Annotated in this window: 15 protein-coding genes; 7 read left to right on the top strand and 8 right to left on the bottom strand. The window is 57.3% G+C overall.

Annotated features, from left to right (window positions below):
• Positions 1-37 precede the first annotated feature (37 nt).
• The 7 genes from FHX03_RS31225 (at position 38) to FHX03_RS31195 (ending at position 8,719) form a co-directional block, all read left to right on the top strand.
• The gene (locus FHX03_RS31225; RefSeq protein ID WP_183857005.1) at positions 38-796 is read left to right on the top strand and encodes an ABC transporter ATP-binding protein; all 759 of its coding nucleotides are present in this window, start codon (positions 38-40) and stop codon (positions 794-796) included.
• Positions 789-1,538 (top strand): ABC transporter ATP-binding protein, encoded by a 750-nt coding sequence (locus FHX03_RS31220; RefSeq protein ID WP_183857003.1) that lies wholly within the window; start codon positions 789-791, stop codon positions 1,536-1,538. The genes FHX03_RS31225 and FHX03_RS31220 overlap by 8 nt, the downstream gene beginning before the upstream one ends.
• A 46-nt stretch (positions 1,539-1,584) precedes the next feature.
• Positions 1,585-3,495: an ABC transporter permease gene (locus tag FHX03_RS31215; protein WP_183857001.1), complete on the top strand. Its 1,911-nt coding sequence runs from the start codon at positions 1,585-1,587 to the stop codon at positions 3,493-3,495.
• 278 nt (positions 3,496-3,773) lie between these two features.
• Positions 3,774-5,804 (top strand): acetate--CoA ligase family protein, encoded by a 2,031-nt coding sequence (locus tag FHX03_RS31210; RefSeq protein ID WP_210298792.1) that lies wholly within the window; start codon positions 3,774-3,776, stop codon positions 5,802-5,804.
• A 42-nt stretch (positions 5,805-5,846) separates the two neighbouring features.
• Positions 5,847-6,593: a 3-oxoacyl-ACP reductase FabG gene (gene fabG, locus FHX03_RS31205; RefSeq protein WP_183857000.1), complete on the top strand. Its 747-nt coding sequence runs from the start codon at positions 5,847-5,849 to the stop codon at positions 6,591-6,593.
• A 14-nt stretch (positions 6,594-6,607) separates the two neighbouring features.
• Complete coding sequence (locus FHX03_RS31200; RefSeq protein WP_183856998.1) at positions 6,608-7,858, top strand: thiolase family protein; 1,251 nt, start codon at positions 6,608-6,610, stop codon at positions 7,856-7,858.
• A 3-nt stretch (positions 7,859-7,861) separates the two neighbouring features.
• Complete coding sequence (locus FHX03_RS31195) at positions 7,862-8,719, top strand: MaoC/PaaZ C-terminal domain-containing protein (protein WP_183856996.1); 858 nt, start codon at positions 7,862-7,864, stop codon at positions 8,717-8,719.
• A gap of 587 nt (positions 8,720-9,306) precedes the next feature.
• On the opposite strand, the gene FHX03_RS31190 is transcribed toward FHX03_RS31195, so the two are convergent.
• From FHX03_RS31190 to FHX03_RS31155, 8 genes are all read right to left on the bottom strand, one after another.
• Complete coding sequence (locus tag FHX03_RS31190; RefSeq protein ID WP_183856995.1) at positions 9,307-10,281, bottom strand: Bug family tripartite tricarboxylate transporter substrate binding protein; 975 nt, start codon at positions 10,279-10,281, stop codon at positions 9,307-9,309.
• 48 nt (positions 10,282-10,329) lie between these two features.
• Positions 10,330-11,832, bottom strand: coding sequence for a tripartite tricarboxylate transporter permease (locus FHX03_RS31185; protein ID WP_183856994.1), 1,503 nt, complete (start codon positions 11,830-11,832; stop codon positions 10,330-10,332).
• A 10-nt stretch (positions 11,833-11,842) separates the two neighbouring features.
• Positions 11,843-12,301, bottom strand: coding sequence for a tripartite tricarboxylate transporter TctB family protein (locus FHX03_RS31180; RefSeq protein WP_183856992.1), 459 nt, complete (start codon positions 12,299-12,301; stop codon positions 11,843-11,845).
• A gap of 168 nt (positions 12,302-12,469) precedes the next feature.
• Complete coding sequence (locus tag FHX03_RS31175; RefSeq protein WP_183856990.1) at positions 12,470-12,853, bottom strand: acyl-CoA thioesterase; 384 nt, start codon at positions 12,851-12,853, stop codon at positions 12,470-12,472.
• Positions 12,854-12,878: 25 nt separating this feature from the next.
• The gene (locus tag FHX03_RS31170) at positions 12,879-13,487 is read right to left on the bottom strand and encodes a VOC family protein (RefSeq protein WP_183856987.1); all 609 of its coding nucleotides are present in this window, start codon (positions 13,485-13,487) and stop codon (positions 12,879-12,881) included.
• A 121-nt stretch (positions 13,488-13,608) separates the two neighbouring features.
• Positions 13,609-14,388: an SDR family NAD(P)-dependent oxidoreductase gene (locus FHX03_RS31165; RefSeq protein WP_183856985.1), complete on the bottom strand. Its 780-nt coding sequence runs from the start codon at positions 14,386-14,388 to the stop codon at positions 13,609-13,611.
• Positions 14,389-14,430: 42 nt separating this feature from the next.
• Positions 14,431-15,210, bottom strand: a complete 780-nt coding sequence (locus FHX03_RS31160; RefSeq protein WP_183856983.1) for a glucose 1-dehydrogenase — start codon at positions 15,208-15,210, stop codon at positions 14,431-14,433.
• A gap of 66 nt (positions 15,211-15,276) precedes the next feature.
• A complete protein-coding gene (locus FHX03_RS31155) occupies positions 15,277-16,122 on the bottom strand; it encodes an SMP-30/gluconolactonase/LRE family protein (protein ID WP_183856981.1) in 846 nt (281 codons plus the stop codon).
• Positions 16,123-16,136: the final 14 nt, after the last annotated feature.

Here is a 16,136-nt window from a genome sequence, read left to right as displayed (position 1 = left end):
GTCCAGTCGCATTCGGTGAGCATGGGAGGAGCCGACTTTGTCGGACACTGATATCATATTGCAAACAAGAGAACTGCGGCGCGACTTCGGTGGCTTTCGAGCAATCGATGGCGTCAGCCTCGATATTCGGCGCGGCCAGATCCATGCGATCATCGGACCGAACGGTGCAGGCAAAACAACGACGTTCAATATGCTCACCAAGTTCCTCGCGCCAACAGCGGGCAGCATCACCTTTGACGGAATTGATATCACGTCAGCTGGACCCGCTCAGGTCGCTTCATTAGGAATGGTCCGCTCATTCCAGATCTCCTCTACCTTCGGGCGGCTCACAGCCTTGCAAAATGTCAGAATCGCCTTGCTGCGGGCTGCCAGCGAAACGCATCAATTTTGGCGCAGTCCCGACCACATGAACAAGCACAACGATCGAGCAATGCAGCTCCTGGGTCACGTCGGGCTGGAGACCTGGGCTCACCATCCCGCGGCCCTACTTCCCTATGGACGCAAGCGCGCGCTCGAACTTGCCACCACACTTGCACTTGATCCGAAAATTCTGTTGCTGGACGAGCCAACAGCGGGCATGGGGCAGGAGGACATCCAAACCATTGCTAGCCTCGTCAAGTCGCTCGCCGGCACGAAGACCATCGTGATTGTCGAGCATAATCTCAAGGTGATCTCCGAGCTCGCGGACCGGATCTCGGTCATGGTGCGAGGTCGTGTCGTTTGCGAAGGCGACTACGCGACAGTGTCTTCCAATCCCGACGTCAAGGCCGCTTACCTGGGTTCTGCTCATGTCTAACATTGTAACGGCGCCAAACCTGACAGTCGTCCCTTCCGAGAAGAAACCGGTACTGGAAGTGCGCAATCTGAATGCCTGGTACGACGAGAGCCACGTACTGCATGGGGTCGACATACAGCTCAACGAAGGAGAGCTGGTAGTCTTGATCGGCAAGAACGGCGCCGGCAAGACCACCACGCTGCGCAGCATCATTGGCATAGGGCCGCGTGCGACAGGCGAGATTCATCTTTTCGGGCGACCAATTTTGGGTCGCCCTCCTGAGGCGATAGGCCGGCTCGGGCTTGCTTATTGTCCGGAGGAGCGAGCCATATTTTCCAGTTTGACCGTCGAAGAAAACCTCTTTCTTCCCCCAGTCATCGGGCCGAATAGGCTTTCCGTCGAAGAGATATTCGAACTCTTCCCGAACCTGAAAGAACGCCTGGCGACCCAGGGAACCAAACTTTCCGGTGGTGAGCAGCAAATGCTAGCTATCGCGCGGATCTTGCGCACCGGAGCGCGGGTATTGATGCTCGATGAACCGACGGAAGGTCTAGCACCGGTTATCGTCGAACAGATCGCAAAGACGATAGCCATCCTGAAGAAGAAGGGTTTTACCATTCTTCTCGTCGAACAAAACCTGGCGTTTGCGATGTCTGTGCTGGACCGTATCTACCTCGTGGATCAGGGCCGTACGGTTGATGTTCTCGATAAGAACGCCACATCCGCAAGGATCGACGACCTTAAAGCATGGTTGTCTGTCTAACGGCCAAGGCGATTTCGGCGTTAAAATTAAAGTTACAAGGTGAACCATGGACGGCTTCTCCCTCAATCTCTTTTTCTCGTACCTTTTCCTAGGTCTCATGAACGGGGGATTTTACGCTCTGCTTAGCCTTGGGCTTGCCGTCATTTTTGGCATGCTACACATCGTCAACTTCCTCCACGGCGTGCAATACATGCTGGGCGCATTCGTCACAGTGTTGTTGCTTCAGCATCTCGGTCTTGGTTACTGGTGGTCGCTTGGTGCTGCACCGGTACTGGTCGGCTTCTCAGGCTACGTCGTCGAGCGGTTCTTATTGTCGCGTGTGGCCGGACTGAACGCCCTTTACGGCATGCTTTTGTGCATCGGCCTTTCGATGATGATCCAGGGCTTGTTTCAGGCCTTCTTCGGTCTCGTGGCGCTGCCCTACTCGCCCCCACCGGAATTGCGAGGCGGGCTGCGTCTGCCGTTCATGGTCGCCCCGTATTATCGTCTGTGGGTTCTCGGCTTTGCCATCTTTATCTGCGGTGCCACATGGTTTTGTATTCAAAAGACCAAGCTTGGAGCTTATCTTCGAGCCTCCACAGAAAATCCAGAAATCGTCCGGACCTTCGGTATCAAGGTTCCTTTGCTGGTGACACTGACCTATTCAGTCAGTGTGGCGCTTGCCGGTCTGGCGGGCGTCCTTGCATCCCCGATCTATCAGCCGCAAGCCTTCATGGGCAATGACCTGATTGTCGTCGTCTTCGCGGTGGTGGTTATCGGCGGCATGGGGTCGATCTCGGGAAGCATCATCACCGGTTTCATTGTCGGGATTTTGGAAGGTGTCGTTGCCTATTTCTATCACGAAGCCTCGTCTCTTGCGATTTTCGTGCTGATGGTTCTTATCTTGATTGTTCGCCCAGCCGGTCTGTTCGGATGGACCGTGAACAGCCCGAAGAATGCTGCAGAAAACGATGAGATCTTCGATGTAACCCCTTCAGGGGTAAAGGCAACAGGGCTCATGCTTGCCGTCGGGCTGCTTGCGGCTTTCTTCCTCATTTACAAGTTCACAGTCTTGCAAGCATTGTGCTTTGCAATCTACGCGCTGTCGGTGGGGTTCCTTGTATCTTGCGTCGGTCTTCTGTCATTTGGACATGCAATGTTTCTGGGTGTCGGTTCCTATACCGTCGCCTATCTTAGCTCAGCCTGGCAGGTTCCGACCGAACTAGCGGTGATTGCCGGAGTGGTCCTGGCGGGGGCTCTCTCGTATCTGGTCGGATTGATCGCGCTTCGCCGCCAAGGGATCTATTTCGCGATGATCACCATGGGTATCGCTCAGATGATCTATTTTCTCATCCTGCGCGCACCATTTTCGCATGGCGAGGATGGCATCCAGAATGTCCCACTATCAAACTTTCTCGGGATCTTCCCGCTGTCGAATCCGACAGTCCTCTACGTGATCATCTCGGCTGTGTTTCTTGTCATCGTGTTTGCCATCGGTCGCGTCGTGAACTCGCCATTTGGCGAGGTTCTAAAAGCCGTCCGGGACAATGAGCCACGGGCCGTATCCCTTGGCTTCAAGGCAAACCGCTACAAGCTGACAGCCTTTGTCATTTCGGGCGCCCTGGCTGGCCTGGCGGGTTGCTTGAAAGCAGTCGTTACTCAAAGCGCAAACTTGACGGACGTTCACTGGTCGATGTCGGGCCAGGCATTGCTCATGGTTCTAATCGGTGGCATGGGAACGTTTTATGGCCCTGTTCTTGGAGCATTTATCGTCTTCGGACTGATCTATTATTTTTCGTTCCTCGGCGAATGGGTTCTGGTGGCGCAAGGAGCCGTATTTGCGGCATGCGTGTTGTTGTTTCGCAGAGGAGTCGTCGGCGAAATCATCACTTGGCGACGCCGCTCGTCAGCTGCCCTGAAACGCTCCGGCGCCATTGATGCGCGTGTTGCTACGGACTTCGGTCGCAAACTGTCATAGCCCAGTTGAGCAACGGCCAGCAGGCGGCTGGCGTCGACCGGGGATCGCCATGGCGCCCGTGTACATCGGGGCCATCGCGGGCCTGTTGGTCTCACAAATTGTTCGGCTAGCACCAACCAGACACAGATTAGGATTTGCAAAAAGTCCCACACTTTGACATATCTTAATCCAGTCGCTCCGGCGAACGTAACACTTCAATTTACAGTATAGGGAGGATCATCGTGAACTCACACGAGAAGCGGCAGTTCGAAGCTCTGTTTTCTCCGCGCGCCATTGCATTGATCGGTGCCTCGGCCGACCAGAAGAAACATACGTCGCGACCACAGCGTACACTTCGCAAGCACGGATACGAAGGCACGATCATCCCGATCAACCCGAACCGGGACGAGGTCGGCGGCGATCGCGCCTATCCGTCCCTGCTTGATGTTCCGACCGCAGTCGATCACGCCTTCATCATGGTGCCGCGAGCTGCAGTTCCGGAGGCTATTGAGCAATGCGCCAGGAAGCAGGTTCCGATCGCCACGATCTTTACTGACGGCTTCGCTGAAACAGGCGCGGAGGGACGTCGCATCCAGGACGAGATGCTGCGCACAGCGCGTGCCGGCGGCGTACGCCTCCTAGGGCCTAACTGCAGCGGAATTTATAGCAGCAAGCCATCCTGTGCGCTGTCGATCAACGCCGCTGTCGAGAAGCTCGATATCGTGCCCGGCTCGCTTGCGATCATTTCGCAGTCTGGCAGCATGACCGGCGGTTTGATGTCTCGCGGTCTTGGACGTGGCGTCGGTTTTTCGAAAATCGTCTCCATCGGCAATGAATGCGATTTGTCCGTTGGCGAAATCGCCGAATGGCTCGTCGATGATCCGGAGACCGGTGCGATCTTGTTGTTCCTTGAGACCTTCCGAATGGCACCAAAGCTTGCGAAAGCCGCCCGGCGTGCCGTCGAGAAAGGTAAGCCGATCATCGCCTACAAGCTTGGCCGATCTGACGTAGGGCGCGATCTGGCCGCATCGCATACCGGAGCGATGGCAGGCGGCGACGAGGTTGCCAACGCATTCTTTCAAGCAAATGGCATTCTCAGGGTCGACTGCCTGGAGACAATGTTTGAACTTCCTGCGATGCTGAAAGGGCAAAGGCCATCGTCTACACATCGTGTCGCGGTGATGACCACGACGGGGGGCGGCGCTGCGACGGTCGTTGACAGACTGGGCACGCTCGGCGTCGATGTCGTTGCACCACCTGAATCGATTGTCCTGGATCTGGCCGAAAAGAACATCACTATTCCGCGCGGCCGACTGACCGATTTGACTTTGGCAGGCACCAAGACCGAAGTTTACAGTGCTGTCGCCGGAGCTCTGCTCGGCTCTGATCACTGCGACATGTTGGTCGCGATCGCCGGCAGCTCGGCTCAGTTCCAGCCCGAGATCACCGTCGGCCCTCTCGTCGAGGCTGACAAGCATGGCAAGCCGTTGGCCGTCTTCATTGCGCCGCATGCAAAAGATGGCCTTGATCAACTGGCCGATGCAGGCATTGCGGGCTTCAGGACCCCCGAAACCTGTGCCGATGCGGTTAACGCCTGGGCGAAATGGAAGCCTCCGATCCTGCGCCCGGAACCGGATGATGCTTTGTTGGAACCCGTGAAGAAGGTCATCGCCGCACTGGGCGGACGAAAGCCGAACGAGGCGGACGCCGGCGAGATTTTCAAGGCGATCGGCATCTCGACCGCACCGTCCAAGACTCTCTCCGCCGCGGGAAACGCAGCTGATCTTCGCTTTCCCGTGGTCGCGAAAATCCTGTCGGCTGATGTGCCCCACAAGACGGACGCTGGTGGCGTCGTCTTGAACATCGGCAATGCCGAAGATCTCACCCAGGCCATCCAAACGATCAGCGAGCGGGTCGGCAAGAAACATCCGCAAGCCAAGATCGAGGGCTTCCTCGTCCAGCAGATGGAGCGTGGCGCCTTGGCGGAAGTCATCCTCGGCGTCAGACAAGACCCTGAAGTAGGCCCCGTTGTCGTGCTGGGCGCAGGCGGCATCCTGGCCGAAATCTACAAGGACGCGGCCATCCGACTGGCACCTGCGACGCTTGACGAGGCTCACGAGATGATCGCCGAAGTCCGAGGGTTGGCGACCATTCGCGGCTATCGCGGACTGCCGGAGGGCGATTGCGATGCGCTCGCAAAGGCAATTGTACAGATCTCGCAGCTCGCAGGGCTCGACACGGTCGCTGATGCCGAGATCAACCCCCTTTTCGTCAAGGCGAAGGGCGAGGGGGTGGTCGCGGTAGACGGCTTGGTACTTTTGAAGAATTGAGGACCCGGTCAACAATCGGGCCACAGGGTAAGGAGATGTGAGATGGAATTGAGTTTGATGGGTAGGACCGCGATCGTGACGGGTGCGGGAAGCGGTATCGGTGCGGCGATCGCAGCAAGACTGGTCGCCGAAGGCGCCAATGTGGTCGTAGCTGACATCAATCTGGACAATGCAGAAAGACAGGCTGAAGCTTTGCGCCGGGATGGAGGCAAGGCAAAGGCGATCAAGGTCGATGTGGTCAAGGAGGCTGACGTCAACGCGATGGTCGACGAGACTGTCGCAGACTTCGGTGCGGTCGACATCCTTGTCAACAATGCGGGCCTGACGCGCGACATGCGAATTACGAAGATGAACGAAGCAGATTGGGACATCGTCATTGATGTGATCTTGAAAGGCTCGTTCAACTGCACCAAGGCTGTGCTGCCGCATATGAATGAGCGTAAATGGGGTCGTATCGTCAACATATCGTCGCGCGCCCACCTCGGAAATCCCGGCCAGGCCAACTACTCGGCCGCGAAGGCTGGGATCATCGGCTTCACGCGCGCGATGTCGCTCGAGGCTGGGCGCAATTACATTACAGTCAATGCGGTCGCGCCTGGGATCATCAATACGGACATGATCCGATCCCTGCCACATTGGGAAAAGATCAAAGAAAATGCGGAAAAGACGACACCGATACCGCGTGTCGGCGAGCCTGAAGATGTCGCCGACGCGGTCGCATTTCTGGTGTCAGAACGGGCAGGCTACATCAGCGGCGACGTACTGCATGTGACCGGCGGCCGCTATTAGGAGAGGATGATACAATGACCGAAGCCTACATTGCCGGAATTGGAATGACCCCCCTTGGAAAGCACTGGGACCAGAGCGTCAAGCAGCTTTCCGCGCGCGCGATAGACGTCGCTTTGGCTGATGCTGGTATTGGACCTGATGCGATCGAAGCCGCATGGTTCTGCAACACGAGGCTCGGCGTGCTGGAAGGGCAGCACAACATCCGTGGCCAAACCGTGCTGCGCGCCTATGGCTTCGAGAATATTCCAATCTTCAACACTGACAATGCATGCGCGAGCTCGAGCTCCGGGCTTGCACAAGCCTGGGCGGCCGTCCGCTCGGGAATTCACGACGTTGTTCTGGTGGTCGGAGCGGAGAAGATGAACTTCCGCGATAAGGAACAGCAGATGTTCGATGCGTTCAAGGGCAGCTGGGATCGGGAGCTCGCTGATCAGCAAATGCAGGCTCTCCTGGCGATCGGTGAAGATCTTCCATTGCCAGAGAAGGCCTTGAACCAGACAGGTCAGCGTTCGGTGTTCATGGATATCTATTCTGCCATGGCGCGCTACCATATGCATCGCTTTGGCACCACTGAGGAACAGATCGCCAAGGTTGCGGCCAAGAATCACTGGCATTCGCAATGGAACGAACTTGCACAGTACCGCACGCCGATGGATCCTGAGGAAGTGCTGGCTGACAAGTTGATCTCATATCCGATGACGCGTGCCATGTGTGCACCGATGAGCGACGGTGCGGCAGCGCTGGTGGTAGTTTCAGAACGCGCCATGCAGCGCTTTGATCGCAAACGGGCCGTTGGCATTCGGGCCGTTTCGGTCAGCAGTGGTAGCAACCGAAAGCCGGATGAACTGGACAAGCATTTGACAAGGACGGCCGCGAACCGCGCTTATGCGCTCGCCGGCTTAGGTCCATCCGACGTATCCGTTGCCGAGCTTCACGATGCCACGGCGTTCGCCGAAATCATGCAGAGCGAACATTGCGGTTTTGCCCCTTATGGCGAAGGTGGACCTCTGGCTGAAAGCGGCGCAACGCGGCTCGGCGGGCGAATCCCGATCAACGTTTCTGGTGGTCTGCTGTCCAAGGGGCACCCGATCGGTGCAACAGGGGCAATCCAGGTCAATGAAATTGTAATGCAGCTGCGCGGCGAAGCCGGCAAGCGCCAGGTCGAGGGCGCCCGCATCGGACTTTGCGAGAACGGCGGCGGCTTCTACGGCTTTGAAGAGGCAGCATGCGTGGTTTCGCTCTTCGAAGCTCCTTCGAGAGACTAACCCATGGCCATCGACGCTACGCATCTCCTGTCCTACAAGGTCGAGGATATCCATCAGTCGTACACAGCCAAAGACAGCGCGTTTTACGCGCTGTCGGTCGGCATGGGCCATGATCCATTGGATGAGCATCGTCTGGCCTTTGTCGATCCCTTGAGAGGCGACGGCCAATTGGTGCTGCCGTCCATGGCACTTGTCCTCGGCTATCCCGGCTTCTGGCTTGTTCGGCCAGACACGACAATCGACCCTACGCGTGTCCTTCACGGCATGCAGTCCGTCGAATTGCACAAACCCTTGCCTGCGGCAGGTGAGGTGATCGGCAAGACAAAGCTGGTGAAGCTTGTCGATCGGGGTGAGGGAAAACACGCAATGGCCGTTTCCGAAAGGGTCATTGAAGATGCGAGGACGGGAGAGCGCTACGCGACATTGACGCAAGTTCACGTCTTGCGCGGCCAAGGCGGGTTCGGCGGAGATACGACACCACTACCCGCGCCGCATGCGCTGCCGCTTACCGACCCCGATTTCAGGGTCGAGGTTGCGACAAATCTGGACCAGGCGCTTTTTTACCGACTGAACGGCGATCTTTTCGCCTTGCACGCCGACCCCGAAATGGCCCGAAAATCCGGCTTCGAGCGGCCGATTTTGCACGGCATGTGCGTGGCCGGCATTGCAGTTCAGGTGTTGATGAGATTGCTTGCGCAGGACGATCCCGCCCGTGTCCGAGCTGTCGAGATGCGTTTTTCTGCGCCTTTTTTTCCAGGCGACTATCTGGTCATCGAAGCTTGGAAGGATGGCTCATTCAAGGCCCTTAGTAGCCGGAATGGCGAAACGGTGCTCGACAACGGCAAAATGCTCTGTCACTGAGTGAGCTCTTCGACCTTCGATACGGGCCCGGTGGCGTCACCTCGTAGCCTAATCTTCACAGAGAGGGCGGTGCAGATCAGCGCCCTCATGCGGACATGACGTAAATCTTCGTATAAAGGGATTAAACGCTGAGATAACCCGGACGGGGTTGCTCCCGGGTGTGGTGCAATGTCGTGCTGCCGGTCAACGCCATCAGGGATACACAGTCGATCCGTTTCGACCGTCAGCGGTAGGGGGAACCGCGGTTGCGGCCGCAAAGATTGCAAGCAGCGCTTAGCTTTATCAAATCGCGCCATCCCATCATTTGTCTACGACCCGAGCACGGCGTCGAGCGGGGCGCCGCTGGAGAGTTGGTACGGATGAGACCACCCGGCTCTATGAGGGCGAATTTCGCATTGGCTGCTGCATGTGAAAGAATTAAAGATTTGCTAGCGGGCGAATCGGGAAGTGGGAGCGTAAGCCTAGCTCTCGACAGGCAATCAGTGAAAGCCTGGCGATGTGGCGAGAGCGACGGCATCGGCTAACTGCGCGGCCCGTAGTGCATTGAGACGGAAGCAGGTCCTAAGACCTGCTCCACAGATTTTGATCTATTCAGGCTGGAGCCCGGATTGCTTGATCAAATCGCCCCATTTTTTCAGCTCACTTTCGATATGCTCGCGGAATTCCTCATGCGGCGCATAAGCGACAAGAAGGCCCTGATCGTCAGCAAGCCTTTGAAAGTCCGCCGACGTGACTGCCGCCTTGCACGCTGCTTCAAGCTTATCTACCACGTCAGAGGGCGTGGAGGCCGGGACCGCGAAACCGATCCAACCGATCAGCTCCATGTCCTTGTAGCCAAGCTCTTCGAATGTCGGCACATCTGGCATCGACGGAAGCCTTTTCGGGCTCATGACACCAAGGCCCACCAGCTCTTTTGTACGGATAGCACCAAGCAGCGGACCTGGTGACTCGAACAACAGAGGCACGTGATCGCCGATCGTGTCCGTTACGGCTTGAGACGTGCCCTTGTAGGGGACATGCATGATCTCAATTTTTGTCCGAGCTTTGAGAAGCTCCTGGGCCAGATGACCCGGCGTACCAGGACCAGCCGAAGCAAAGGAGAGAGTCTCGGTCTTTGCCTTTTCGAGCAGCTCGGGCAGCGTCTTTACCTGCAGCGATGGATTTGCCACCAGGACGCTCGGTGATCCGCCAATCCGGCACACCGGCTCGAAACTCTTGACCGGGTCGTAAGCCAAGCTCTTTCGAAGATGCGGGTTGATGGAGAAGGCAGAGGCAGCAGCCAGGACCATGGTGTAGCCGTCCGGTTCTGCCTTTGCGGCGGCAGCCGTCCCGAGGGTCGCACCGGCACCGGGCTGATTTTCGATGACGACAGGAACGCCAAGTGCCTGACTGAACACCGGGGCCAGCTTGCGCACGGCAATGTCACTGACGCCGCCGGCTGACAGCGGGACAATTACCTCAATCGCCCGCGACGGGTAATCGTCAGAGTAGGACGGATCGGCGAAAGCTAAGAGCGCACCAGCGCAAACTCCGGCTGCGAGTTTCTTTGCAATGTAGGTCATAGTTCCTCCCTTGACATACAGATTGGATTTATCTCTTCCTTGACACCATCAATCTTCGGTAAAAGCGACCTCGCGTGTCCGGCGCAGGCTCGGTAGCGCAATCAGCAATACCGAGGCTAGGGCCAGAGCCAGAAGGATTGCACTGATCGGCCGCTCGACAAAGACAAGCGCGTTGCCATGCGACAACAGCATCGCGCGGCGAAGGTTTTCCTCCATCATTGGACCGAGCATGAAGCCGAGAATCAACGGGGCGGGTTCGCAATCGAGCTTCGCAAATATGTAACCAACCAAGCCGAAGAGCGCGAGCAAGCCGACATCGAAGCCCGAGTTTCCAAGGCTGTAGACACCGATCCCGCAAAAGACCAGAACGGCGGGGAAGAGAACGTGATAAGGCACGGTCAACAACCTCACCCAAATGCCGATCAGTGGCAGGTTGAGGATCACGAGAAACAGGTTGCCGATCCACATCGATACGATCACACCCCAGAATAACTCCGGCTGTTCAACCATAACAGTAGGCCCTGGCTGGATGCCCTGAATGATAAGCGCTCCCATCATCAAGGCCATGAGCGGGTTCGAAGGGATGCCCAGGGTCAGCATCGGGATAAACGACGTCTGCGCACCAGCGTTGTTTGCGCTTTCCGGGCCCGCCACGCCCTGAATGGCGCCGTGACCGAACTCTTGAGGCCTCTTGGCAATCTTTTTCTCAAGCGCATAGGAGGCAAAAGACGACAACATAGCGCCCCCACCTGGCAGCACGCCGAGGATCGATCCGAGTGCCGTTCCGCGTAGCACGGGCATCGCCATTTGCTTAAGATCCTGCAAACTGAGTCGCAGCCCGGAGACCTTGGTAACCACGGTTTCCCGGTGTTCAGCATGCTCGAGGTTTCGGATAATCTCGCTCAGCCCGAACATGCCCATCGCCACGATAACCAGATCAATCCCATCTTCGAGGTCCGGAATGCCGAGCGTATAGCGAAGCGCGCCTGTCGTTACGTCAGTCCCAACCAGTCCGAGGAGCAGTCCAAGGACGATCATCGCGATTGCCTTGATGAGAGAGCCGCGTGCCAGCACACATGAAGCGACGAGGCCAAGGCACATCATCGAAAAGTACTCAGCGGGACCAAATTTCAACGCCATATGGGCGAGGGGAGTCGCAACGAGTACCAGCACGAATGTCGCGACAGTGCCCGCGAAGAATGATCCGACTGCCGCTGCTGCCAGGGCCACCCCGGCTCTGCCCTTGCGCGCCATCTGGTAACCATCGAGCGCCGTCACCACAGACGAAGACTCGCCGGGCAGATTGATCAAGATTGCTGTCGTCGACCCCCCATACTGCGCCCCGTAGTAAATTCCTGACAGCATGATCAACGCAGTGACAGGCGACAGGGCAAATGTGACGGGCAGCAACATTGCGATCGTGGGCATCGGGCCAAGGCCAGGCAATACACCGATCAGCGTGCCCAGGAAAACGCCCAGGAAGCAATAGCCGAGATTGACTGGTGTCAACACGGCTTCAAAGCCAATGGTAAGATGTGTCAGGAGATCCACTGTCTTCCTCCTACCTGAACCAATAGCCGAACACCGCAAAAGGCATTCCGAGCGCGTAGCAAAAACCAAGGACGCAGAAAGCTGACAAGGCCGTGGCAAGAAGCGCGGCGCCCTTGATCTTGGATTGAGCGCTCGCGATTGCGCCAATGGCCGCGAGCACGAATACCGAAATCAGCAACCCAGCGGGTCGCATCAGCAGGCCAAAAGCCAACGTCGCACCTAGGACGAATACGATGCCTCTGACATTCAGACCGGAGATCGGTTCGCCTATCGCGATGATGGCCTTAAGGGCGATGACGAGTCCAAGCGCGATAAGGAGGAACGCGAGGACGACAGGAAAGTATCCCGGTCCCATTTGTTGGACCGTTCCAAAACTGTATTGTGACCCCCCCCATAGGAACGCCAGGCCAAGTATCACGAAGAGACATCCCGCCATGAAATCTCGGGTTACCAAGAAGCTTCTCTCCATCAGTTCCTCCCAAAAATCGATCGACCAAGCATTTAGCGGCTTTCGTCCTCCGCCGCGGCCTCACCCAACACCTTTCAGTCAAGGATTTCGCATGTAAATTTATCTCATATTGTAGCATTTGGTTACGAAAGCCAGAAGCCCTTTCTCGAATCGGCGCCGGTTTGCCGCTCATAGAAGCGAAAGTGGTCTAGGCTGCCCCTTCTCGTTAATGGCAACGAATGTAAAGGTAGCATGCGTTACCTGTTCACGATGTTCGCCGTAGCGATCCCGTCGCCAGGCTTGGACGAAGATGCGCATCGACGTCCGGCCGGTGGATTCGAGACGGGCGAAAAGAGAGACTTCATCACCAACCTTGACGGGACGCATGAAGGACATTGCCTCGACAGCCACCGTCGCCGAGCGCCCACGGGCTACACGAGCAGCCATATTGCCAGCGGCCAGGTCCATCTGCGCCATCAACCACCCCCCAAAGATGTCGCCGGAAGGGTTGGTATCGGCGGGCATGGCGATGGTGCGGATAACAGCCTCGCCCAATCCTTCTATCTCGTCCATGAAGTTAACTTTCCTGTTTCCATAGTCATTCCACTGGCGTTGAAACGCAGTCCGCCGACGAAAGATATTCTTCGCGTGTTATGTAGCGACGGACGGGACGATCGCCGTCCCAAGCCTGCGAAAGCGCCTTGATCCCTTGGAAATAGCGCACCCGCCCGGCTGTATTGGGCGCAAGTTCGATGAAGTGACCGAGCGATGCTGGGGCTTTAAAGTAGATGGAGCTGATGGCGCCGTCCGTGGTCTTGATCGCGCAATCCCGGGTAAAACCGATAGCCTCCAGCTTTTCGCAACTTTCCTCATAGTTTTCCGGCCAGAAGCCGAGATGGTGCAAACCCTCCCGGCCCTCGTTGAGGAAGTCTGCCCATGGCGACGAGCCGTTACCATGAACCGAAATGAGTTCGATCTGCACATCGTTGGCGTAGCTGAACGCGAGCGAAAGCCCCACTTTGCTCTGAGCTCCACGATATTCAATCATCCGGTCGGACGCGGCATCTTCGATGACCACGAACGGTCCCGTCTGAAGTTTGTCAGTGAACAGGCGTATCGATGCTTCCAGATCCCGAACCACGTACGATATTTGGAAGCTCGTTCCGAGGAAGGCTTCGGTAAATGCGCTGGTGGGCAGGTTGATCATCGTCGCTACCTTGCGTTCATATCAGGAGCCACTCGCCAACGAGCGGAGCCGGCGGTTTCAAGAAGTGGGGGCCTGGCATGCCGGCGAGCTGGGAGGAACCCCGCCGGATCGTTGCCAGGCCCTAGGCGTAGTGGATGCTCAGGCCCCCATCCACCACCACCGTCTCTCCAGTGACGTAGCTCGCCATATGTGAGAGCAAGAACAACGCCACCTTGGCGATTTCCTCGGGTTCCCCAAGCCGCCTCATTGCTGCGCGGGCCGCCAGCTGGGTGACGAAACCCTCACCATAATCCTTAGCCTGCGCTTCCTGGATTGGCGTCTTGATAAGCCCAGGCGCGATACAATTGACGCGGATGTTGTGCGCGGCGAAATCAAGCGCCATCGCTCGCGTCATCTGCACAATTGCCGCCTTTGACGTTGTGTAGGCCGCACGCTCAGGCTTGGAGAGGACCCCACCGATGGACGCCATGGTCAGGATGGAACCGCCATCCTTGTCGACCATATGGCGGGCTGCCGCTCGACACACATGGAGGACGCCATTGACATTGATATCGATCACCCGTTTCCAATTCTCCACCGGCATATCAAGAAGGTTTCCGCGCCAAACGATGCCGGCGTTGGCGACCGCATGGGTAACCGGACCAAGGTCATGATGAATTTGCGCGAAGGCGGCATCGACGGCGACCATGTCGCTGACATCGACCAGGTAACCGAAGCGGGAATGCGCCTGGTTGGGATAGAGCTCTTCCAGCGTCTTTTCGAGTTGACCCTTATCAACATCGAGAAGTACAGGCTTGGCGCCTTCAGCACGCAGCGCCCGGCAGATTGAAAGCCCGATCCCGGAAGCGCCCCCGGACACGGGCACGACCGCCGAATTCAAGTCAAGAGATATCATCGTCATTTTCGCTCGATGTTGCAGGTGTATTCATCTGTGCATTGCCGATCAGCCGATACCGGCACTTTGCCCGCCGTCGATATTGAGCGCTGCACCGGTAACGAACGCCCCGTCGTTCGAGCACAGCCACATGGCGGCGCGCGCCATCTCGTCGGGCTTTGCAAAGCGCCCGACAGGTTCCTGCCCAATCAGTCTCTTTCGTCCCTCGTCTGTGCCTCCCGACACGCGCTCGATCATCGGCGTGTCGGTAATGCCCGGGCACAGAGCGTTGATGCGGATGCGATGTTCTGCCACTTCGAGCGCTGTCGACTTGCTCAGGGCAACGACGGCATACTTCGTCGCGCAATAAGAGCCCTGGTTGCGGATAGACAGAACACCCGCAGTCGACGCCGTGTTTATGATGACGCCACCACCTCGTTTGGTCATGACCGGAATTTGATGCTTCATGCACAAATAAACGCCTTTGACATTGATGGCGAAGAGGCGGTCGAACAGGTCCTCAGTCACTTCAGTCAAGGGGACAACGCCCTGCTCGATTCCAGCATTGTTGAAAGCAAAATCCAGGCCCCCGAGCGCCGAGACTGTCTCTCTGACCGCTGAGGCGACCTGATCGTCTTGCGTCACATCGCATACCATTGCTCGCGCCCGACCGCCCGCACTTTCAACTTGCTTGACTGTTTCTGATGCTGCGGAGGAGCTGACATCAACCACCGCCACGGCAGCACCTGCGGCAGCAAACGTCAAGGCGGCGGCGCGACCGATTCCGCTTCCGGCGCCGGTAATGAAAACCGTCTTGCCGGCAAAATCATAGCTTACAGGGCTGCTCATCATCATCTTCTCCAACGGCTACCACCAGACCATGTGGCGCTGGTCCGAACAATTTCGTTTGAACATCTATTCGCGGGGAACATCCACGCGCACGGTATTGATAAGCCCAAGCCGCTTCCTGTCCCGCTGCTCCTCCAGTGTCCCGTCATAGGTGGTACAGAACAAGGTTCGGCCGTCGGGGCCTCCCAACTGACACGCGATCGCACTTCCGTTGAACTGCAGGCGGTCGGTGATCTGGCCTCCTTCGAGGATACGCAACACTTCACCGGTATTGAAGGACGGCAACCAAATGGCCCCCTCCCTGTCAGCACAGATACCATCGGGATGGCGTCCCCTGACATCGGCAAACAGCCGTCGATTGGAAAGTGTCCCCGAGCGGAGGTCGCGATCGTATGCCGTCAGTTTCCCACACCAGGTCTCGGCGACGACAAGCGTTCGCCCCCCATTGATGATGGCTGCGCCATTTGGGAACTCCAAATCGCTTGCCGCAGACTTTACGCCACCCCCCGGTTCGATGACATGGATGTCCGTCAGTCTGATGGCCTCGCCTGCAAAAATGTCATAGCCGAAATTGCCAACATAGAGGCGCCCGGCGTCATCGACAGCGAAGTCGTTAAGGTCGCCTGTGGCATGCTGCGAGAGATCGGCGTAAAGCTCAAGGCGCCCATCAACAATCCGATTGATCTGGCGCGCGACAGAGGAAACCACCAGAGGAGTGCCATCAGGAAGGAAATTGATGCTGTTTGGCCGTGGCGGCAGCTGTGATAGGACAACCTCTTTCGACCCACTCATATCCACCTTGTAGAGAACGCCGTCAAAGACGTCGGCGACCCACAAAGCGCCTTGATGCCATCGAGGCGCTTCAAGGAATATGAAATCTGATGCTAGTACACGCGCATCGCCAGTCGTCATGATCGTTGCCTCCT

Origin of the sequence: Rhizobium sp. BK456, from assembly GCF_014194045.1 — a bacterium.
Lineage (GTDB): Bacteria > Pseudomonadota > Alphaproteobacteria > Rhizobiales > Rhizobiaceae > Rhizobium > Rhizobium redzepovicii.
The sequence above is the reverse complement of the archived record's forward strand: the minus strand, read 5'-3'. Positions and strand labels throughout refer to the sequence as shown.